18 protein-coding genes and 1 tRNA gene are annotated in these 20,677 nt (G+C 65.8%); 15 read left to right on the top strand and 4 right to left on the bottom strand.

Going from position 1 to position 20,677, the window contains the following annotated elements; translation table 11 throughout:
• Positions 1-6: 6 nt before the first annotated feature.
• The 8 genes from ACZ5XO_RS11045 (at position 7) to ACZ5XO_RS11010 (ending at position 10,222) form a co-directional block, all read left to right on the top strand.
• A complete protein-coding gene (locus tag ACZ5XO_RS11045) occupies positions 7-2,160 on the top strand; it encodes a malate synthase G (RefSeq protein ID WP_464162400.1) in 2,154 nt (717 codons plus the stop codon).
• A gap of 275 nt (positions 2,161-2,435) precedes the next feature.
• The gene (locus ACZ5XO_RS11040) at positions 2,436-2,975 is read left to right on the top strand and encodes a hypothetical protein (protein ID WP_464162399.1); all 540 of its coding nucleotides are present in this window, start codon (positions 2,436-2,438) and stop codon (positions 2,973-2,975) included.
• Between the two features lie 219 nt (positions 2,976-3,194).
• The gene (locus tag ACZ5XO_RS11035; protein WP_464162398.1) at positions 3,195-3,956 is read left to right on the top strand and encodes a hypothetical protein; all 762 of its coding nucleotides are present in this window, start codon (positions 3,195-3,197) and stop codon (positions 3,954-3,956) included.
• A gap of 74 nt (positions 3,957-4,030) precedes the next feature.
• Complete coding sequence (locus ACZ5XO_RS11030; protein WP_464162397.1) at positions 4,031-4,861, top strand: hypothetical protein; 831 nt, start codon at positions 4,031-4,033, stop codon at positions 4,859-4,861.
• 79 nt (positions 4,862-4,940) lie between these two features.
• On the top strand, positions 4,941-5,687 hold the full coding sequence (locus tag ACZ5XO_RS11025) for a hypothetical protein (protein ID WP_464162396.1): 747 nt from the start codon (positions 4,941-4,943) through the stop codon (positions 5,685-5,687).
• A gap of 196 nt (positions 5,688-5,883) precedes the next feature.
• Positions 5,884-6,732, top strand: coding sequence for a fimbrial biogenesis chaperone (locus ACZ5XO_RS11020; RefSeq protein ID WP_464162395.1), 849 nt, complete (start codon positions 5,884-5,886; stop codon positions 6,730-6,732).
• Complete coding sequence (locus tag ACZ5XO_RS11015; RefSeq protein ID WP_464162394.1) at positions 6,729-9,299, top strand: fimbria/pilus outer membrane usher protein; 2,571 nt, start codon at positions 6,729-6,731, stop codon at positions 9,297-9,299. The genes ACZ5XO_RS11020 and ACZ5XO_RS11015 overlap by 4 nt, the downstream gene beginning before the upstream one ends.
• A gap of 17 nt (positions 9,300-9,316) precedes the next feature.
• Positions 9,317-10,222 (top strand): hypothetical protein, encoded by a 906-nt coding sequence (locus ACZ5XO_RS11010; RefSeq protein ID WP_464162393.1) that lies wholly within the window; start codon positions 9,317-9,319, stop codon positions 10,220-10,222.
• 90 nt (positions 10,223-10,312) lie between these two features.
• On the opposite strand, the gene ACZ5XO_RS11005 is transcribed toward ACZ5XO_RS11010, so the two are convergent.
• Positions 10,313-10,744: a hypothetical protein gene (locus tag ACZ5XO_RS11005; protein WP_464162392.1), complete on the bottom strand. Its 432-nt coding sequence runs from the start codon at positions 10,742-10,744 to the stop codon at positions 10,313-10,315.
• Between the two features lie 192 nt (positions 10,745-10,936).
• On the bottom strand, positions 10,937-12,280 hold the full coding sequence (locus ACZ5XO_RS11000) for an MFS transporter (protein WP_464162391.1): 1,344 nt from the start codon (positions 12,278-12,280) through the stop codon (positions 10,937-10,939).
• Between the two features lie 190 nt (positions 12,281-12,470).
• On the opposite strand from ACZ5XO_RS11000, the gene cyoA reads away from it, so the two are divergent.
• The 7 genes from cyoA to ACZ5XO_RS10965 all read left to right on the top strand — a co-directional run bounded on the left by cyoA (position 12,471) and on the right by ACZ5XO_RS10965 (position 19,403).
• The gene (gene cyoA, locus ACZ5XO_RS10995; protein ID WP_464162390.1) at positions 12,471-13,700 is read left to right on the top strand and encodes a ubiquinol oxidase subunit II; all 1,230 of its coding nucleotides are present in this window, start codon (positions 12,471-12,473) and stop codon (positions 13,698-13,700) included.
• A 13-nt stretch (positions 13,701-13,713) separates the two neighbouring features.
• The gene (cyoB, locus tag ACZ5XO_RS10990) at positions 13,714-15,723 is read left to right on the top strand and encodes a cytochrome o ubiquinol oxidase subunit I (protein ID WP_464162389.1); all 2,010 of its coding nucleotides are present in this window, start codon (positions 13,714-13,716) and stop codon (positions 15,721-15,723) included.
• A gap of 4 nt (positions 15,724-15,727) precedes the next feature.
• On the top strand, positions 15,728-16,372 hold the full coding sequence (gene cyoC / locus ACZ5XO_RS10985; protein ID WP_464162388.1) for a cytochrome o ubiquinol oxidase subunit III: 645 nt from the start codon (positions 15,728-15,730) through the stop codon (positions 16,370-16,372).
• On the top strand, positions 16,369-16,761 hold the full coding sequence (gene cyoD, locus ACZ5XO_RS10980) for a cytochrome o ubiquinol oxidase subunit IV (protein ID WP_464162387.1): 393 nt from the start codon (positions 16,369-16,371) through the stop codon (positions 16,759-16,761). The genes cyoC and cyoD overlap by 4 nt, the downstream gene beginning before the upstream one ends.
• A 67-nt stretch (positions 16,762-16,828) precedes the next feature.
• Entirely contained in the window at positions 16,829-17,542 is a 714-nt protein-coding gene (locus ACZ5XO_RS10975) for an SURF1 family protein (protein ID WP_464162386.1), read from the top strand.
• Positions 17,539-18,861 (top strand): ATP-binding protein, encoded by a 1,323-nt coding sequence (locus ACZ5XO_RS10970; RefSeq protein ID WP_464162385.1) that lies wholly within the window; start codon positions 17,539-17,541, stop codon positions 18,859-18,861. Before ACZ5XO_RS10975 ends, ACZ5XO_RS10970 begins: the two co-directional genes overlap by 4 nt.
• 5 nt (positions 18,862-18,866) lie before the next feature.
• Complete coding sequence (locus tag ACZ5XO_RS10965) at positions 18,867-19,403, top strand: response regulator transcription factor (RefSeq protein WP_464164909.1); 537 nt, start codon at positions 18,867-18,869, stop codon at positions 19,401-19,403.
• A gap of 10 nt (positions 19,404-19,413) precedes the next feature.
• On the opposite strand, the gene ACZ5XO_RS10960 is transcribed toward ACZ5XO_RS10965, so the two are convergent.
• On the bottom strand, positions 19,414-20,355 hold the full coding sequence (locus tag ACZ5XO_RS10960; RefSeq protein ID WP_464162384.1) for a DUF808 domain-containing protein: 942 nt from the start codon (positions 20,353-20,355) through the stop codon (positions 19,414-19,416).
• Positions 20,356-20,517: 162 nt separating this feature from the next.
• A tRNA-Lys gene (locus tag ACZ5XO_RS10955) sits at positions 20,518-20,593 on the bottom strand.
• Positions 20,594-20,677: the final 84 nt, after the last annotated feature.

Genomic DNA, 20,677 nt, shown 5'->3' with positions numbered 1-20,677 from the left:
GCCGCCATGTCCACGACCTATGTCCGCCACGGAAGCCTGAGCGTCGCCGCCGAACTGGACGCCTTCGTGCGCGATGAGGCGGCGCCGGGGACAGGGGGCACGGCGGAGGCCTTCTGGGTCGGGTTCGAGGCCCTGCTGGCGGAGCACGCGCCGACGAACCGGGCGCTGCTGGCGCGGCGTGACGAACTTCAGGCGCAACTGGACGCTTGGCACCGCGCCCATCCGGGCCAGCCGGACCCCGAGACCTATCAGGCCTTCCTGCGCGAGATCGGCTATATCGAGCCGGAGCGAACGGACATCCGCGCCGAAACCGCCAATGTCGATCCCGAGATCGCCACCATGGCCGGGCCGCAACTGGTCGTGCCGCTGACCAACGCCCGCTACCTGCTGAACGCGGCCAACGCGCGCTGGGGTAGTCTGTATGACGCGCTCTACGGAACGGACGCTCTGGGCGAGGCGTCCAAGGGCGGTGGCTATGACCCCGAGCGCGGGGCGAAGGTCATCGGGCGCGCTCGCACCCTGCTGGATCAGGCGGCGCCCCTGGCCGAGGGCGGTCATGCCGAGGCGGTGGAATACTGTGTCGAGGGCGGGCGGCTAGTCGTTGGCCTGTCGGGCGGGCGGACGACGGGGCTGGCCGATCCGACGGTCTTCTTCGGTCATGTCGGCGAGGCGGCGGCGCCCTCGGGCGTCCTGCTGCGCCACAACGGCCTGCATCTGGAGATCGTCATCGACCGCGACCACTTGATCGGGCGCGCCGATCCGGCGGGCGTCGCGGATGTCGTGATGGAAGCGGCGCTGTCGGTCATCGCCGACGCCGAGGACAGCGTCGCGGCCGTGGACGCCGAGGACAAGCGGCTGGTCTATTCCAACTGGCTGGGCCTGATGCGCGGCGACCTGTCTGCCGACTTCGTCAAGGACGGTCGGACCATGCAGCGGCGCATGAACGGCGACCGCGCCTATAGGGCGGCGGACGGATCGAGCCTGTCGCTCAAGGGGCGCAGCCTGCTGATGGTCCGCAACGTCGGCCTGCACATGACGACCGATGCGGTTCTGGACGGGCAGGGACACGAGGTCCCGGAAAGCCTGCTGGACATCGCCATGACGGGCTTGCTCGGCCTGCACGACCTGAAGCGCCCGGCGGATCAGCGCAACAGCCCGGCGGGCTCCATCTATGTCGTGCGGCCCAAGATGCACGGCTCGGAGGAGGTCGCCTTCGCCGACGCCGTCTTCGGCGCGGTCGAGAAGATGGTCGGCCTGCCGCCGTTGACGCTGAAGATGGGCATCATGGACGAGGAGCGGCGCACCAGCGTCAATCTGGCCAACTGCATCGCGGCGGCCAGGGGGCGCGTCGCCTTCATCAATACCGGCTTCCTGGACCGCACCGGCGACGAGATCCACTCGGTGATGGAGGGCGGGCCGGTCGTTCGGAAGGAGGCGGTTCGCAATACCGGCTGGATCAAGGCTTATGAGGACCGCAACGTCGATATCGGTCTGAAAGCGGGTCTGTCTGGCCGCGCCCAGATCGGCAAGGGCATGTGGGCGGCCCCCGACCGCATGGGCGAGATGCTGGCGACCAAGGCGGGCCATCCGCGCGCCGGCGCTTCGACCGCCTGGGTGCCGTCGCCGACGGCGGCGACGCTCCACGCCCTGCATTATCATGAGGTCGACGTCTGGACGCGTCAGGCCGAGATCGCGCAGCGACCCGCCACCGGCCTGACGCCGCTGCTGACCCCGCCGTTCGCGACGCAAGCGCCGAGCGACGAGGAGATCCGGCAGGAACTGGACAACAACGCCCAGGGCATCCTGGGCTATGTCGTGCGCTGGATCGATCAGGGCGTCGGCTGCTCCAAGGTGCCGGATATCCACGACATCGGCCTGATGGAGGACCGGGCCACCCTGCGCATCTCCAGCCAGCATCTGGCCAACTGGCTGCGCCACGGCGTCGTCACGGAGGGCGAGGTGAGGGCGGCGCTGGAGCGCATGGCTGCCGTGGTCGATCGCCAGAACGCCAGCGATCCCGCCTATCGCCCCTTGGCGCCGGCCTTCGACGGTCCGGCCTGGAGTGCGGCCTGCGACCTGGTGTTCAAGGGGCGCGAGCAGCCCAACGGCTATACCGAGCATCTGCTGACCACCTGGCGACGCCGCGCCAAGGCGGGGTGACGACAGGGCGGAATACCGCTGCTGTCCCAAAATGAAGCGAAACCTTGTCAAACGTAAACGGCGCTCGTAGAACGGCGTCCGTTAACGTTTCATTAACCCTTGCGGCCGGGGCTGACGCCGTAATTGCTGGGTATGTGTGCCATTTTGGGATGGCACGCCTCTTGGAACGCTGACCAACGAACCCCCTCCTGGTGGCGGGGGCGCCGCGAGAGGGCGGCTGTGGGAGGCGAATGGTGGGCTGGTTTCTGACCACTTCCAAAGTGAAGGGCGCGAGCGTGCGCCCCGTCGTGCGGGCTATCGCCCTGCTGGGCGCCGCGGCTGTCCTGACGGGCGCGGGTGCGGTTCAGGCGGATTCGCTCGAAAGCACGTCGGGTTTCGACGTGGCCGTGACCGGACGCATCGTGTCTGACTGCCGACTGACGGGCGGTGGCACCATCGATCTGGGCGAGTTGACCGGCAATGAGGTGGTGACCGCAGATTTTGGTTTGCGCTGCAATGTCCCCTTCGATCTCAGCTTTGAGTCCGCCAGCGGCGGATTGGCCCATGTCGCCAAGCCTCGGGGCGAGGGGCCGTTCGCCGGCACCCTGGCCTACACCCTGAACGTGGCCGTGCCGGTCCTGGCGCCCCAGGCCGGCGTGATGAGCGCGGCCTATTCGAGCGCCGACCTGACGGCGCGCAAGACCCTGACCAGCGGCGAGGCGATCGCCGCCGGCGGCGGGCAGTTGCAGATCCGCACGCAGCGGCCGCAAGGCGCGGGGCTTCTGGCGGGTGAGTATGTCGAAACCCTTAGCGTCACCCTTCAGCCTAGAGTCTAGGGCTGTAGACTGAAGTAATTTTCAGATGTGTGCGTCCTGTTTGTAAAAATTGTGTCTCCGGCAAGATTCCCCTTAGAGGCGAATACTTTGATTTTGCTGAATAACATCGGTTTTTGTTGTTGACACGTTTTTTACATTTCGTTAGTGTTTGTATAGATCGAGGAAGCGTCTCTCATCTCGGTCGACATTATTGTCAGAACCTCGTTTGGAGAACTTGCTATGAAAATCGCTACCCTGCTGGCCGGCGTCGCCGCCGTCGCCCTGACCGCCTCGGCCGCCTCGGCTGACACCATCAACCGCGGCCAGTTCGGCGGTAACGGCCCTCTGGCCGTCAACGTCCAAGGCGGCAACTTCTTTGAAAACATCGCTGCGGCCGCCAACCGCGTGAACGCCCAATGGGGCGGTTCGCCGATCTCGGCCTGGCACGCCTTCGGCGGCTCGCAAGGCGACAACGGCACGGCCGCCAACAACGACGGCGCGACCTTCACGCTGAAGGGCGTGGTTTCGACGGACTGCGCCTACTACTCGGGCAGCAGCAACTCGCAGACGATCGACTTCGGCACCATCGGCATCTACGCCTCGGACAACACCGGTCCGGCCGCCGCCTTCGACATGACGGCCCCGGCCAATGTCACGATCGACAGCAACCTGGCGGGCTGCAACACCTCCAACACCGTGACCCTGTCCAAGTCGGACATCCGCGGCCTGGTGAACAACAGCTCGGCCGGTTACGACACCAACGTCTTCCAGGCTGAACTGCCCTTCTCGGTGACCGCCAACTACACCGCCGGCGCCGTCGGCGTGGCGGGCGCGGCTTCGCCGACCTCGCTGGTTCTGGGCGCGAACTCCAACAGCGTCAGCGCCCAGCACGGCGCCTGGAAGTCGGCCATGGCCCTGAACGTCAACATCCCGGTCCCCTCCAAGTCGCTGCTCGCCGGCAACTATCAGGGCGACCTGACCGTCAACATCGCCGCCTTCTAAGCGACTGACGCCTGACGGAGGGGTTTCGGCCCCTCCGTTTTCGGCGCCGTCCGCAGAACCTCAGGAAAAACAAGATGAAAACTGTTACGCTTCTCGCGGGCGTCGCCGCCCTTGTGCTGTCCGCAGCCGCCGCTCAGGCTGGCGAAGTCTATCACGCCACGGCCACGACCGGCGCTCTGCCCGGGCCCACCGTCAATATCCCCGGTCTGGGCATGGGTTACCTGAACCCCAACTCGACCATCAATGAAACCTACGCCCAGGGCGGCGTTCCGACGGTCGGTCGTGACTATCTGCAGGGCATCAGCCCGCTGGTGATCCATGACTCGAACGCCAATATCTCGATGATCGAGATCAAGGGTCTGTCGGCCGACAACAACGGCACGGCCGCCAGCAACGACGGCGCGACCTTCACCCTGAAGGGCGTGGTTTCGACGGACTGCGCCTACTACTCGGGCAGCAGCAACTCGCAGACGATCGACTTCGGCACCATCGGCATCTACGCCTCGGACAACACCGGTCCGGCCGCCGCCTTCGACATGACGGCCCCGGCCAATGTCACGATCGACAGCAACCTGGCGGGCTGCAACACCTCCAACACCGTGACCCTGTCCAAGTCGGACATCCGCGGCCTGGTGAACAACAGCTCGGCTGGCTACGACACCAACGTCTTCCAGGCTGAACTGCCCTTCTCGGTGACCGCCAACTACACCGCCGGCGCCGTCGGCGTGGCGGGCGCGGCTTCGCCGACCTCGCTGGTTCTGGGCGCGAACTCCAACAGCGTCAGCGCCCAGCACGGCGCCTGGAAGTCGGCCATGGCCCTGAACGTCAACATCCCGGTCCCCTCCAAGTCGCTGCTCGCCGGCAACTACCAGGGCGACCTGACCGTCAACATCGCCGCCTTCTAAGCGACGACCTCCATAGGCGAGGGCGATCGATCCTGTCGGGTCGGCCGCTCTTGCTGCTTCCATTTGCAAGGAAACTGAAATGAAAACTCTCTCGCTTCTGGCTGGCGTCGCGGCTGTCGCTCTGGCCGCTTCGGCGGCTTCGGCCGGCACGGTGAACAAGGGACAGCAAACCATCGGCGGCGTCACCTATACGGTCCCCACCAACCAGTTCACCCCGGCGCAAAATCTGGCCAACGCTCAGGACGGCGGCTCGGCGACCTCTTCCTGGCATGCTGTCGGCCGGGCCTATGACAACAACGGCACGGCCGCCAACAACGACGGCGCGACCTTCACGCTGAAGGGCGTGGTCTCGACGGACTGCGCCTACTACTCGGGCAGCAGCAACTCGCAGACGATCGACTTCGGCACCATCGGCATCTACGCCTCGGACAACACCGGTCCGGCCGCCGCCTTCGACATGACGGCCCCGGCCAATGTCACGATCGACAGCAACCTGGCGGGCTGCAACACCTCCAACACCGTGACCCTGTCCAAGTCGGACATCCGCGGCCTGGTGAACAACAGCTCGGCCGGTTACGACACCAACGTCTTCCAGGCTGAACTGCCCTTCTCGGTGACCGCAAACTACACCGCCGGCGCCGTCGGCGTGGCGGGCACGGCTTCGCCGACCTCGCTGGTTCTGGGCGCGAACTCCAACAGCGTCAGCGCCCAGCACGGCGCCTGGAAGTCGGCCATGGCCCTGAACGTCAACATCCCGGTCCCCTCCAAGTCGCTGCTCGCCGGCAACTACCAGGGCGACCTGACCGTCAACATCGCCGCCTTCTAAGCGACTGACGATCAACAGGGTTTGCGCGCGGGGTGGCTGTGGCTGCGCCGCGCGTTTTCCTTTCAGTGACCATTGATCGCTAGGCTGGGGCGCGATTTCGCCTGTGGCGCGAAGTTTGCGAGATTTGATCTCGCCGCCTTGCGGCGCTCTGGAACGGGACACCGCCAAGCACGGCGGTTTTGGGGAAGTGTCGGCGATGATGCGACAGAGTGTGCGTTTCCCGCAGATGAAGCGGATTGTCGGGGGCATGGCGGCGCTGGTCGCGGGGCTTCTGTTCATCACGGCCGCCTGGGCGATGAGAGTGTCGCCCATGGTGTCGGAGTTGACGACGTCCGGCGCCGGTTCGGCGGCCCGCATCGAGGTCGGCAACGTCGGCACGGCCGCCCTTCCGTTCGAGACGCGCATCACGCGCATGGATATCGACGCGGACGGCAACATCGTCGAGACGCCGGCCGACGAGGACTTTCTGGTCTTCCCGCCTCAGGGACTGGTGCCGGTCAGCGGTCGTCAGGTGGTTCGGGTCCAGTGGATCGGCGAGCCGAACATCGAGGTTTCGCGCGCCTATTACCTCTGGGTGAAGCAACTGCCGGTGGCGACCGATCCGACCGTGACCGAGAGCGGCGGCGCGGTGGCGGTTCAGGTGCTCTACACCATGAAGGCCCTGATCGTGGTGGCGCCGCCCGGCGCCGAGCCCAAGGTCGAGGTCGTGTCGGTGCGACCGGCCATGGTGACCCCGCCGGCGCCCGAGATTGATCCGTCCCTGACTGGCGGCGCGCCGGTTGTTCAACCGCCGGCCGAGCCGGGCGTCGAGATCGTCGTGGCCAACAGCGGCAAGCGTTACGCCCTGATGAGCGGCGCCACCTGGGTGATTGAAGGCACGGACGTTTCGGGCCAGCCCTTCCGTCGCGAGTTCAATAGCGATGAAGTCTCCAAGACCGTCGGCGTCGGCTATCTGGCGCCGGGCGGCGGTCGCCGGACCTTCAAGGTGCCGACGGGCGTCGCTCTGGACCCGGCCAAGCCTGTGACCTTGCGGTTCGCGCGATGAAGATCCGGGGGGGAGGGATCGCCGGGACGACGTCCCGTATCGCGTTGATCGCGGCCCTGGCCGCTGCGGCCGGCGTCGCGCGGGCCGAAGCCGTTGTTATCGATGACGCGCCGATCAGCGCCCCGGAGGCGCAGGACCTGCCGGGAGGGCAGGCGGTCGAGGCGCCGAGCCAGCGTCCGAACATCAACCCTTATGACCGCGACATCGCCATGACGGTGCCGCTGAATTTCAACCGGCGCGTCCTGGGCGAGATGCCGGTTCTGCTGACGCGCGATGATCGCTTCATCGTAGAGAGCCAGGGTTTCAGGAAGCTGATCGATCCCTTGCTGACGCCCGAAGCCCAGGCGGAATTGGCCGCCAGGCTGGAAGGGGTCGAGTCTTTCGCTCCTGAAGAGATCAACGCCACTGGCATCCGTCTGGAATATGATCCGGATCAACTGGCGGTCCTGGTGCTGAGAATCGATCCGACCAAGCGGTCGATCGAGTCGCTGTTCCAGGGCGGCCGCCCGGACGACCCCGGCTCCGCGCCCGAGGATATTTCGGCCTACCTCAACACCAATATGCTGGTGCAGCGTCGCAATTCCACCGGGGACGTCGGTACGCCCAGCGTCTATCTGAACGGCGCGATCCGGTTCAAGAATCTGGTCTTTGAAAGCGATGTCCAGGGACGGGAGGACCTGTTCACCGGGGACTATGAGATCAGCCGTCGCTATGCGCGTTTCGTCTATGACGAACCGGAGGCGTTCAGGCGTTGGTATCTGGGGGACATGGACCCGGAGACCCGTGGCCGTCAGGGCTATGTCCAGATGGGCGGCGTCGGGGTGGCGCGTCAGCGCCAGCGCTTCGAGACCTTCCGCAACAATGTTCTGGCCGGGGGGCGTCAACTCGTCCTGCAGGAAGCCTCGACGGTTCGGGTGCTGCGTAACGGCGTCTTCGTGCGCGAGTTCCGCCTCGATCCGGGCCAGTATGATCTTTCCAACCTGCCGCTCGAGATCGGTTCCAACGATGTCCAGCTGGAGGTTCAGAATGAATCCGGCCGTACAGAGACGATCGCCTACAGCGCCTATCTGGACGCCATCGACCTGGAGCCTGGCGACTATGAATACGGCGCCTACCTGGGGGTGACGAACACCGGCCTGTTCGGCTCGCCGGACTATGAGGACGGCGAGCTGGCCTTCACCGGCTACTGGCGCAAGGCGTTCGAGAACAGGCCCGCTCTCGGCATCGGTCTGCAGGCTTCGGAGCAGGTGCAGAACCTGACCGGTCAGAGCCAGATCATTCTGAAGAACGGCGCGCGGGCGCGTCTGGATGTTTCGGCCAGCAACAGCGATCGCGGCGGCGGCTACGCCTATGCCCTGAGCTATGACCTGGCGGTCGATCAGGGCGACACCTACGACAGCTGGACCTTCGTGGCGGACTATACGTCCGAAGACTACGCCAGCCTGGGGAACGCCACGGCGCAGAACCCGATCTCGTGGATATTCACGGGCGCCTATTCGCATCGCTTTTCAGCCGACTGGCTGGCCAACGCCACGGCTTCCTACCGGATGAGCCGCAGCGCCTTCCTCGACGATTCCTACACCCTCGGCGCGACCACCACCTATCGGGTGACGCCAGAGTGGGGGCTGCAGTTCGGCGCCGAGTATACCGACTACGGCTCCACCTTCGGCGCCGGCCGCGACGGCTTCGGTTTCACCCTGGCCCTGATCTGGTCGCCGCGTTACGATCGCCGGGGCGAGGCGCGTTACAGTTCGGCGCGCAACACGGGCAGCGTCCGGTTCCAGCAGTCCAGCGAGAACCGCGTCGGCTCGATCGGCTATTCCGTCCAGTCGACCTATGACGATGGCCCGGGAACGGTGTCGGGTCAGGTCGACTATGTCGGCAACCGCTTCGACGCCAGCCTGTCCCATACCGCCTTCGGCCAGTCGTTCAGCGATATCACCGACGAACAGGTCACCACCTTGAGGATCGGCAGCTCCATCGCGACGGCCGGGGGCAAGGTCGCGATCGGCCGGAACATCTACGACAGTTTCGCCATCGTCTATCCGCACGAGACCCTGGAGGATCATCCGGTCATCGTCGGCGAGTCGTTCGCGCGCGGGAACTACACCGCACGCAGCGGCGCCCTGGGGCCGGCCCTGTCCAACACCCTGACTTCCTATGTGAACCAGTCGGTGCGCTATGACGTGCTGGATGCGCCGCTGGGCTATGACATCGGCGAGGGCATTCTGCGCGTTCACCCCGCCTACAAGAGCGGTTACGCGATCCAGGTCGGAAGCGACGCCTTCGTCTCGGCTCTGGGCCGGGTCGTCGGCAATGGCGGGCGTCCTGCCGCCCTTCTGTCCGGCCGGGTGCGGCCGGTCGATGAGCCCGACGCCGAGCCCGAGCTGTTCTTCACCAACTCGGTGGGGCGTTTCGCCGTTCAGAAGCTGAAGCCCGGCAAGACCTATCGCGTCGATCTGTTCACCAGCCCGTCGGCCGGGTTCGAGTTCACTGTCCCGGCGGACAACGAAGGTCTGCTGGACATGCAGACCGTCACCCTGCCGATAGACGTGCCGGAAGAATGACTGGAAGGAAGATGACCATGATCTCCGGATCCGTTCGCAATATGCTGGCCGCTGCCGTCGTTCTGGGCGGCATGGCCCTGGCGGGTCAGGCTGCGGCTCAGGCCAAGTGCAATCTGACCCTCGATCCCGGCGCCGACCAGTGGATCATCCGCTACAATCCGCTGGAAGACGACGCCGCCGTGCGCGACTTCGATCTGGCCCTGATCAACACTGGCCAGACGCCGTGCAACGGGCGCTTTAGCGTCTCGCTGCGGGGCGAGCCCTTCGGTCTGCGGACGCCGGGCTCATCCGTCCGTGTGCCTTACGCCATGCAGGATCAGCAGAGCGGGGCGGACATCACGCCGCGCTCGGGGACCAGCGGAATCGTTACAGGATCGCAGATCCACGTGCCCCGGGAAGGACGTGAACTGGCGCGGATTCGTGTGGCGGTTCGGCCGCCGGCCAACCTGGCCTATGGCCGCTATACCCAGGTCGCCTACATCGCCCTGCAGGCGTCCAACGGCGACGTGCATGCCGAACGGCCGGTGACCCTGGTGCTGGAAACGGCGCCGGCGACGGTCATCGGGCTCAAGGGCGAGTTCACGCGGCAGAACGGCATCCCGACCATCAGTCTGGGTGATCTCAGCGAGGGGACGCGCGCCCTGAACACCTCGGTCTATGTCCACAGCACCGCCGGCTATCGGGTCTCAGTGACCTCGCAGAACCTGGGCAGGCTGCGCCAGGCGGGCACCAGCTGGTATATCGACTATGGTCTTCAGCTGGGTTCGCGGAACGTCAACCTGACCGCGCCCTACAGCTTTGACGTGGTTTCGGCCCAGGCGCGTCGGGACGACTATCCGCTGACGGTGCGCATCGGCGACACCTCGGGCAAGCGGGCAGGGGATTACAGCGACATCCTGACCTTCACCGTCGCCGCGATCTGATAGCGGCGGCGTCCGCCGCCTTGAGGTCTGTCGAATACGAAAACGCCCCGCAGATCCTGCGGGGCGTTTTTGTCGCCGGAGATCAGGAGATCAGATCGGCTGGATGGTCAGGGCCAGGATCAGGGGCTCGTTCAGTTCGACCTCGTCGAAGCGATAATCGACAGTGCGGATGGTCGCCATGCTGGAGCGGCGCAGCTCCAGCATTCCGGTCTTGGCCAGGTCCAGGGCGCGATCACCATAGATGATCTTGGCCTTTTCGCTGTCGCCCAGAGGACGGTACTGGGCCGAGACGGTGAAGCCGCCCGGGCTGTTGCAAGCCTCGACGACCGAACCGGTGCGGCCGGTCTCGGCCATGACAGTGCTGCTGGGGCGCACCCAGCACGACACAGGCACAGTCGCTTTCAGGCGATAGGAATAGCCTGCGGTCGGGCCGGCCGAGGCGACTTGCGGCGCCAGCATGGCGGTCAGGCCGGCGGCGAGCGCCAGCAGGGAACGGCCTTTTGCCGACTTCAACTTGGTCATGACGTCCTCATCACCCTTGATTTCAAGAGCGACGATACGCAGCGCCTCTTAACTTCAGGCGATCAGACAGGCTTAGCGGAGGCTGAAGCCTTATTGTAAACTGGCGATAACCTTGTTGACCTGAAGCGCGCATGAAAAAGGGGCGGAACTCGCGGGTCCGCCCCTTCTCCGTTTCTCATGAGGGGTTGACCGTCAGGTCTTGGCGCCGGCTCGGCCTCGGCCCAGCTCCCGGTTCAGCCACAGGGCCAGCAGGGTGCAGATCGCACCCGACAGAAGATAGCCGCCGCCAGCGACCAGGCCGAACTTGCCCGACAGGGCCAGCGCCGCCAGCGGGGCGAAGCCCGCACCGAACAGCCAGGCCAGGTCCGAGGTCAGGGCCGAGGCCGTGTAGCGGTTGCCCAGGCTGAAGCTGGAGGCGATCGAGCCCGAGGCCTGACCGAAGGACAGACCCAGCAGGACGAAGCCCAGGATCATGTAGGCCAGCTCGCCCATGGGGCCGCCGTCCAGCATCTGGGGCGCGAAGCCCGAGAAGGCGGCGATGCCGGCGGCGGTGACGGCCAGCAGGGCGCGGCGGCCGTAGCGGTCGGCCAGCCAGCCCGAGGCCAGGATGGCGATCAGGCCGAAGACGGCGCCGACCAGTTCGATCATCAGGAAGCGGGCGGGGGATTCGTCCGTGTAGAGGAAGACCCAGGATAGCGGGAACACCGTCACCATGTGGAACATGGCGAAGCTGGCCAGGGGGGCGAAGGCGCCGATGACGATGCCGCCGCCTTCCTCTCGCACGGTCCTCGTCACGGGGGCGGGGTGCAGCTCAAGCGTCTCGAAGGCGGCCTGGAAGGCGGGCGTCACCACGATGCGCAGGCGGGCGAACAGGGCCACCACGTTGATGGCGAAGGCCACGAAGAAGGGATAGCGCCAGCCCCAGTCCAGGAAGTCGGCGGCCGACAGCTTGGTCAGGAAATAGGCGAACAGGGCGCTGGCCACGATCAGGCCGAAGGGGGCGCCCAGTTGCGGCACCATGGCGTACCAGCCGCGACGGTTCTCGGGCGCGCTGACGGCCAGCAGGGAGGCCATGCCGTCCCAGGCCCCGCCCAGGGCCACGCCCTGACCGATGCGCAGGACGATCAGCATGACCGCCGCCCAGTGGCCGACCTGATCATAGCTGGGCAGGAAGCCCAGGCAGACCGTCGACAGGCCCAGCAGGAACAGGGCGATGGTCAGCTTGGTGCCGCGCCCGAAGCGCCGGTCGATCTCGATGAACAGGGCCGTGCCGAGCGGGCGGGCGATGAAGGCCACGGCGAAGACGGCGAAGGACAACAGGGTCCCGCCCAGTGCGCCCGCATAGGGGAAGACCAGTTGCGGGAAGACCACGACCGAGGCGATCGCATAGACGAAAAAGTCGAAGAATTCCGACGTGCGACCAATGATCACGCCGATCGCAATTTCTCCGGCGTCGATTTTGCCGTGTCGTGCGTTGATCTGGCTGGCGTCCCGCTCGAGGGACTCTGAAGAAGGCGCGCCGCTGGTGGCGTTCATGACCGATGACGTTCCCTGGACCCGGGCGCGACACGCGCGCCGACACGGTAAGAATGACGAAAGCGGCCATTTGCTCCCGATCCTCGTCGGGGGGGATAGGACGGATTGTCCAATGTCGCCATTTGGCAGGCGGCGCTACGGGCCGCGCACGATGACCGAGCCAGCACCCAAATTCCGGACAGGAGCCTTCGTGCGCCGCCTGCGACCTCTCTTGCTATTGCCGCTCCTGGCCCTGCTGCCGGGCTGTGAAGCCGTTGTCCTGTCGCCCGCGGGCGACATCGCGGTGCAGCAGCGCGATCTTCTGGTCTGGTCGGTGGTGCTGATGCTGATCATCGTCATCCCGGTGATGGCCATGATCGTCTTCTTCGCCTGGAAGTACCGGGAGTCGAACAAGGAAGCCCGGTACGAGCCGGACTGGGATCACTCGACCCATCTGGAACTGGTGATCTGGGCCGCGCCGCTGCTGATCATCATCTGCCTGGGCGCCATCACCTGGTCGGGCACCCACCTGCTGGACCCCTACCGGTCGCTGGATCGGGTCAACAAGGGTCAGGCCGTCGCCGCCGGCGTGGAGCCGCTTCAGGTCAACGTCGTCGCCATGGACTGGAAATGGCTGTTCATCTACCCGGAGTACGGCATCGCTACGGTCAATGAACTGGCCGCGCCGGTGGACCGGCCGATCCGCTTCCACATCACCTCGACCGGCGTGATGAACTCCTTCTACATCCCCGCCCTGGCCGGTCAGATCTACGCCATGCCGGGCATGGAGACGAAGCTGCACGCCGTCATCAACCGCCCGGGCGAATACGTCGGCTTCTCGGCCAACTATTCCGGCGACGGCTTCTCCAACATGCGTTTCGCCTTCCACGGTCTGGATCAGGCGGGCTTCGATCAGTGGATCGCGGGCGTGCGCGCCGACAGCAAGAGCCTGGATCGCGAAACCTATCTGGAGCTGGAGAAGCCCAGCGAGAAGGTGCCGGTCATTCACTACGCCTCGGTCGACGAAGGCCTGTTCGACGCCGTGCTGAACATGTGCGTTGAGCCGGGCAAGATGTGCATGGGCGAGATGATGGCCATCGACAAGAAGGGCGGCCTGGGTCTGACTGCGGTCCACGCCACCTGGCCTCTGGTTCATGACAAGTACGCCCGTCGCGGCCAGGCCGTTCTGGGCTCGGGCGACTCCTACGTCATGGCCGTCTGCACCCCGCTGGAAGCCGAGAAGGCCGCCGTGGACGCCGCACGTCGCCGTCAGGAACTGGCCGTGCAGATGACCCGCGCGGCCCCGACCGAACAGATCATGGGCATGGGTCTGGCCCGCCCGGGTCAAGCCGCCCGCACCGAAGTCGCTGCTGCCGGCTGGCCCTTCGCTCCCCGTATTCCTGCGCCGACCGCGGCCGACGCCTCCGCGTCCCAATCCTGAGCGCCTGACCGACATGTCTATTGAGCAAATCGCATCCATGATCTTCGGCCGGCTGGACTGGAACGCGCTGCCGTTCCACGAGCCGATCCTGGTCGTCACCTTCGCCGTCGTCGTGCTGGGCGGCCTGGCGACCCTGGGCCTGATCACCCGCTACAAGTTGTGGGGCTACCTCTGGACCGAATGGTTCACGACGGTCGACCACAAGAAGATCGGCATCATGTACATGATCCTGGGGATCATCATGCTGCTGCGCGGCTTCGCCGACGCGGTCATGATGCGCCTGCAGCAGGCCATGGCCTTCGGCGGGGCCGAGGGTTACCTGAACGCCCACCACTACGACCAGATCTTCACCGCTCACGGTGTGATCATGATCTTCTTCGTGGCCATGCCCCTGATCACCGGCCTGATGAACTATCTGGTGCCGTTGCAGATCGGCGCGCGCGACGTCTCCTTCCCCTTCCTGAACAATTTCAGCTTCTGGATGACGACGGCGGGCGCGGTGCTGGTCATGGCCTCGCTGTTCATCGGCGAATTCGCGCGCACCGGCTGGCTGGCCTATCCGCCCCTGTCCGGGATCGGCTACAGCCCCGGCGTCGGGGTCGACTATTATATCTGGGCCCTGCAGATCGCCGGGGTGGGGACCACCCTGTCCGGCATCAACCTGATCGCGACCATCGTGAAGATGCGCGCCCCGGGTATGGGCCTGATGAAGATGCCGGTCTTCACCTGGACCTCGCTGTGCGCCAACGTCCTGATCGTGGCTTCCTTCCCGGTCCTGACCGCCGTTCTGGCCCTGCTGACGGCTGACCGCTACGTGGGCACCAACTTCTTCACGAACGACTTCGGCGGCAACCCGATGATGTACGTGAACCTGATCTGGATCTGGGGCCACCCCGAGGTCTACATCCTGATCCTGCCGCTGTTCGGCGTCTTCTCGGAAGTCACCTCGACCTTCTCGGGCAAGAAGCTCTTCGGCTATACCTCCATGGTCTATGCGACGGTGGTGATCACCATCCTGTCCTACCTGGTGTGGCTGCACCACTTCTTCACCATGGGCTCGGGCGCGTCCGTGAACTCCTTCTTCGGGATCACGACGATGATCATTTCGATCCCGACAGGGGCCAAACTTTTCAACTGGCTCTTCACCATGTACCGCGGCCGCATCCGGTTCGAGCTGCCGATGATGTGGACGGTGGCCTTCATGCTGACCTTCGTGGTCGGTGGCATGACGGGCGTCATGCTGGCGGTGCCGCCGGCGGACTTCGTCCTGCACAACTCCCTGTTCCTGATCGCCCACTTCCACAACGTCATCATCGGCGGCGTGCTGTTCGGTCTGTTCGCCGCCATCAACTTCTGGTGGCCCAAGGCCTTCGGCTTCAAGCTGGACAAGAAGTGGGGCCTGGTCAGCTTCTGGTGCTGGGTGGTCGGCTTCTGGGTCGCCTTCGCCCCGCTCTATGTCCTGGGCTTCATGGGCGTGACGCGGCGGATGCGGGTCTTTGACGATCCGTCCTACCAGATCTGGTTCATCATCGCGGCGGTCGGCGTCGGCATCATCGCCATGGGCATTCTGGCCATGCTGATCCAGTTCGCCGTCTCGATCCTCAACCGCGACAAGCTGCGCGACGAGACCGGCGACCCCTGGAATGGCCGCACCCTGGAGTGGGCCACCTCCTCGCCTCCGCCGGACTACAACTTCGCCAAGACGCCGATCATCCATGACTCGGACGCCTGGTGGGACATGAAGGCGCGCGGCTATGAACGTCCCACCGACGGTTATAAGCCCATCCACATGCCGTCCAACACGGGGGCGGGCGTGATCCTGGCCGGCCTGTCGACGGTCGTGGGCTTCGCCCTGATCTGGTACATGTGGTGGCTGGCGGCCTTGGGCTTCTTCGCCCTGATCGCCTACGCCATCTTCCACACCTTCAATTACAAGCGCGACTACTACATCCCGGCCGAGACGGTGCAGGCGACGGAAGACGCGCACACCAAGGCCCTGGCGGCCGCAGCGGCGAAGGGGTGATCCGATGAGCCACGCAGCTTCCCTGAACCCTGACTACGTCGATGAGGCCGGGCGGCCGATCTACCACCCGGTCGAGGAGCCGCATCACCCGGAAGGCCACAGCACCATGCTGGGCTTCTGGATGTATCTGATGAGCGATTGCCTCATCTTCGCGATGCTGTTCGCCGTCTATGCGGTGATCGGCGGCAACTACGCCGCCGGCCCCGCGCCGAAGGACCTGTTCGACCTGCCGCTGGTGGCGCTGAACACGTCCATGCTGCTGCTGTCGTCGATCACCTACGGCTTCGCCATGCTGGCCATGGTGAAGAACCGCACGGCCCAGATGCAGACCTGGCTGGCGATCACCGGTCTGTTCGGCCTCTGCTTCCTGGGGATCGAGCTCTATGAGTTCGCCCACATGATCCACCTGGGCGCCACGCCCCAGCGCAGCGGCTTCCTGTCGGCCTTCTTCTTCCTGGTCGGCACCCACGGCCTGCACGTCACCTTCGGCTGCATCTGGCTGGTCACCCTGATGGTGCAGGTGTGGCGCAAGGGCCTGATCCCGGCCAACAAGCGCCGGCTGATGTGCCTCAGCCTGTTCTGGCACTTCCTGGACGTCATCTGGATCGGCGTCTTCACCTTCGTCTATCTGTTCGGGATGCTGCGATGAGCGCCGAGGCCCACAACGACCACGCGGTCGATCATCATCACGACGATCATCACCACGGCGACGACCACGATCACGGCTCGTTCAAGACCTACATGATCGGTTTCCTGCTGTCGGTCGTGCTGACGGCGATCCCGTTCTGGCTGGTCATGACCGAGGCCCTGGCGCCCCAGACGACCGGTCTGGTCATCACGGCCTTCGCCGTGGTTCAGATCATCGTCCACATGGTCTTCTTCCTGCACATGAACCACAAGTCCGAGGGCGGGTGGAACATGCTGGCGCTGATCTTCACGATCGTCATCGTGGTGATCGCCGTCGCCGGTTCGGTCTGGGTGATGTATCACCTGAACACCAACATGATGCCCACCCACGACATGCAGACCATGGGCTGAGCCTGACGGCCAGCCGGGGAGAAGCGCCATAGAGCCGTCGTCGCGACCTGTCCGGCCGCCGCGCAGCATGACCGCCCTGATCCTGGGCGTGGTCATGTTCGCCGTCCTGTTCACGGGCTTTTCGGCCCTGGGCGTCTGGCAGGTGCGGCGGCTGGCCTGGAAGCAGGACCTGATCCGTCAGGTCGACGCCCGCATCCACGCCGCGCCCGTCGCCGCGCCGCCGCCGGAACAGGTCGTCACGCGCCAGGCCGATCAGTACCGTCGGGTCGTCGTCAGCGGCCGTTTCGATCATCGGCATGAAGCCCTGGTGAAGGCGGTGACGGACCTCGGTCCCGGCTACTGGGTCGTCACGCCGCTGACGACCGATCGCGGCTTCACGGTCCTGATCAACCGGGGCTTCGTCCCGTCCGAGCGTCAGAAGGCGGCCGATCGCGCCGCCGCTCAGGTCGAGGGGGCGATCCAGGTTGTAGGCCTGCTGCGCCTCAGCGAACCGGACGGTGGCTTCCTGCGCGCCAATGACCCCGCAGGCGACCGCTGGTTCTCGCGCGATGTGGCCGCCATCGCCAGGGCGAGGGGGCTGCAAGGGCCGGTGGCGTCCTACTTCATCGACGCCGACGCCGCCCCCAATCCGGCCGGCTGGCCGCGCGGCGGCCTGACCGTGGTGCGTTTCGCCAACAGCCACCTGATCTACGCCCTGACCTGGTTCGGACTGGCCCTGATGTCGGCGGCGGGCTTTGTCCTGTTCTGGCGTGAAGAAAAGCGCCGGAGAGCGACGCGATGAGCGCGGCCGGTTTCGCGCGCGGCCTTCTGGGTCTGGACGACCGGGCCGAAGCCCCGGTGTCTCCTGGCGCCGCCGGACGGCGCAACATGCTGCTGCTGATCCAGTTGCGCTGGTTGGCGGTCATCGGCCAGGTGGTGACCATCGCCGTGGTTCACTGGGGGCTTAAGATTCCCCTGCCTCTGGGGATGCTGCTGCTGGCGCCGACCGGACTCGCTTTGATGAATCTGGCCAGCGCTCCTGTGACCCTGCGTCGGCAGAGCGTGACCGACCCGGAGCTGATGCTGGCCCTGTTCGTGGATGTGGCCGCCCTGACCTGGCTGCTCTTCTTCAGCGGCGGGACCAGCAATCCCTTCGTCGCCCTCTATCTGATGCAGATCGTGCTGGCGGCGGTGCTGTTGCGGCCGCCCTATGCCTGGGGCTTCGTGCTGGTCACCAGCGGCTGTCTGGCCTTTCTGGCGATCTGGCACCAGCCGCTGCTGCTGCCGCCGGACACCGACGCCCACATGGGCCTGATCCAGGCTGGCGCCCTGGTCAACTTCATCCTGATCGCCGTGCTTCTGGTGGCCTTTGTCACCCGCACCACCCAGAACGTGCGTGCGCGCGACGCCTATCTGGCCGACGCCCGCCAGCAGGCGGCGGAACAGGACCACATCGTCCGCATGGGGCTTCTGGCCTCGGGCGCCGCGCATGAACTGGGCACGCCTTTGGCCTCTTTGTCCGTCATTCTCAGCGACTGGAAGCGGATGCCGGCCCTGACCGCCGACGCCGACCTGACCTCCGACATCGTCGAGATGCAGGCCGAGGTCGAACGCTGCAAGACCATCGTCACCGGGATCCTGATGTCGGCGGGCGAGGCGCGGGGCGTGGCGCCGACCATCACCACCCTGGGCGGCTTCCTGTCCGAGATCGTCGCCGACTGGCGCGAGAAGTCCAGCGACGCCATGGCCGTGGTGCTGAAGCCGCCGACCCCACGTGATCCCCGCATCATCGCCGACCCGGCCCTGAAGCAGGTCTTCAGCGCCCTGCTGGACAATGCGCATGAGGCCGGCGCCGAGCGCATGGTGATCGCCGCGACGCTGGAAAGCGATCTGCTGTCGGTTGAGTTCAACGACGACGGCCCGGGTTTCACGCCCGAGATCCTCGAGCGCCTGGGCCAGCCCTATCAGTCGACCAAGGGCCGGGCAGGGGCGGGTCTGGGTCTCTTCCTGCTGGTCAATGTGATGCGCAAGCTGGGTGGCGGCGTCGTCGCCGCCAACCGACGCGACGGCGGCGCCAATGTCCGCCTGACCCTTCCCCTGGAGGCTCTGGCTCCGAAATGACCGACCTGACCGACGCCCCTCGTCAATTGCTGATCGTCGAGGACGACGAGGCCTTCGCCAAGACCCTGCGCAAGTCGTTCGAGCGGCGCGGCTATGAAGTCGTATCGGCCCGCAGCCACGAGCAACTGGTCGAGTTGCTGCAGGTGCATCATCCTCGCTACGCCGTGGTGGATCTGAAGCTGGGGGCGGCCTCGGGCCTGACCTGCGTCCAGACTTTGCATGCGTTTGATCCCGATCTGGACATCGTGGTCCTGACCGGGTTCGCCAGTATCGCGACCGCCGTTGAGGCCATCAAGCTGGGCGCGCGCCATTATCTGGCCAAGCCCGCCGGCACGGATGAGATCGAGGCCGCCTTCGCCCGCCAGGACGGCGATCCGGACGCCGCGCTGAGCGCTCGCCCCACCTCGATCAAGACCCTGGAGTGGGAGCGCATCCACGAGGTTCTGGCCGAGACCAATTTCAACATCTCGGAGACCGCGCGTCGCCTGGGCATGCATCGCCGCACCCTGGCTCGCAAGCTGGAAAAGCGTCAGGTCACCTGACGCCGACCCGTCAGTGCGCGCTGCGCCCGAACAGCCGCATCGCCTGATGCAGCAGGACCGCCAGCACCCCGCCGACGACCAGGCCCAGAAGGCCTGACAGCAGGGCCGTGGTCGTCCAGTTGACCGCGCCGGCCAGGGGCCCGGCCAGGGCGCCGACCGCGTGGGCCAGATGCTCGACCGGCTCCGCGGGCCAGGCCAGGCCCAGCGTGTGCGTGCCGTGCAGCAGGATGCCGCCGCCGACCCACAGCATGGCCACGGTGCCGATGACGGACAGGGACGAGAAGACGCCCGGCATGGCCTTGACCAGTCCCCGCCCGATCGCACGGCCGGACTTGGAGGCGCGGCCGGCCATGTGCAGACCTATGTCGTCGAGCTTCACCAGCAGACCGACCGCGCCATAGACGGCCACGGTCATGGCCAGGCCAACCACGATCAGCACGCCGGCCTGGGTCGCCAGCGGCGCATCGGCGACGTCGGCCAGGGCGATGGTCATGATCTCGGCCGACAGGATCAGGTCCGTGCGCACGGCGCCGGAAACCGTGGCCTTTTCCAGATGGGCGGGATCGTCGCTGACCGGCTTGTTCTCTGCCTTATGCCCGCCGAACATCTCCATGACCTTTTCGGCTCCCTCGAAACAGAGGTAGGCGCCGCCGCACATCAGCAGGGGCGTGATGGCCCAGGGCGCGAAGGCGGTCAGCAACAGGGCGATGGGCAGGATCAGCAACAGCTTGTTGCGGATGGAGCCCACGGCGATCTTGCCGATGATCGGCAGCTCGCGGCTGGGCGACAGGCCGGTGACGTACTTGGGCGTCACGGCGGCGTCATCGATCACCACGCCCGCAGCCTTGCCGGCGGCCTTGCTGGAGGCGGCGCCGACATCGTCGATGGAGGCCGCGGCCGATTTGGCGATGCCCGCGACATCGTCGATCAGGGCCATAAGTCCAGAGGGCATGAGGCGCACCAGAGGGGAGGGAGAAACGCAGAGCTTTCTTCCTGCCTGCGACAAGGCGTCTTGGAAAGAGGCCGGCCTTCGCCTTCACGCAACACACAGCGAACTTCAGTTCGGGGGGAGCCTGAAGGGGATGCTGCTTTTTCGGGATATCAAGAGAGACGATGGTGGGTGATCACAGGTTCGAACTGTGGACCCGCTGATTAAGAGTCAGCTGCTCTACCAACTGAGCTAATCACCCGTACCGTCGTCTGCGCCCTTGGTGTGGCGCCGGTTCTTCGTGGCGACCCGCTGGGCTGCCCGAAGGGCCGTCCTATTACTCAGG

It is taken from the genome of Brevundimonas sp. T2-11, assembly GCF_055397675.1.
Note: the sequence above shows the minus strand (reverse complement) of the source record. Positions and strands in the feature narration are given on the sequence as shown.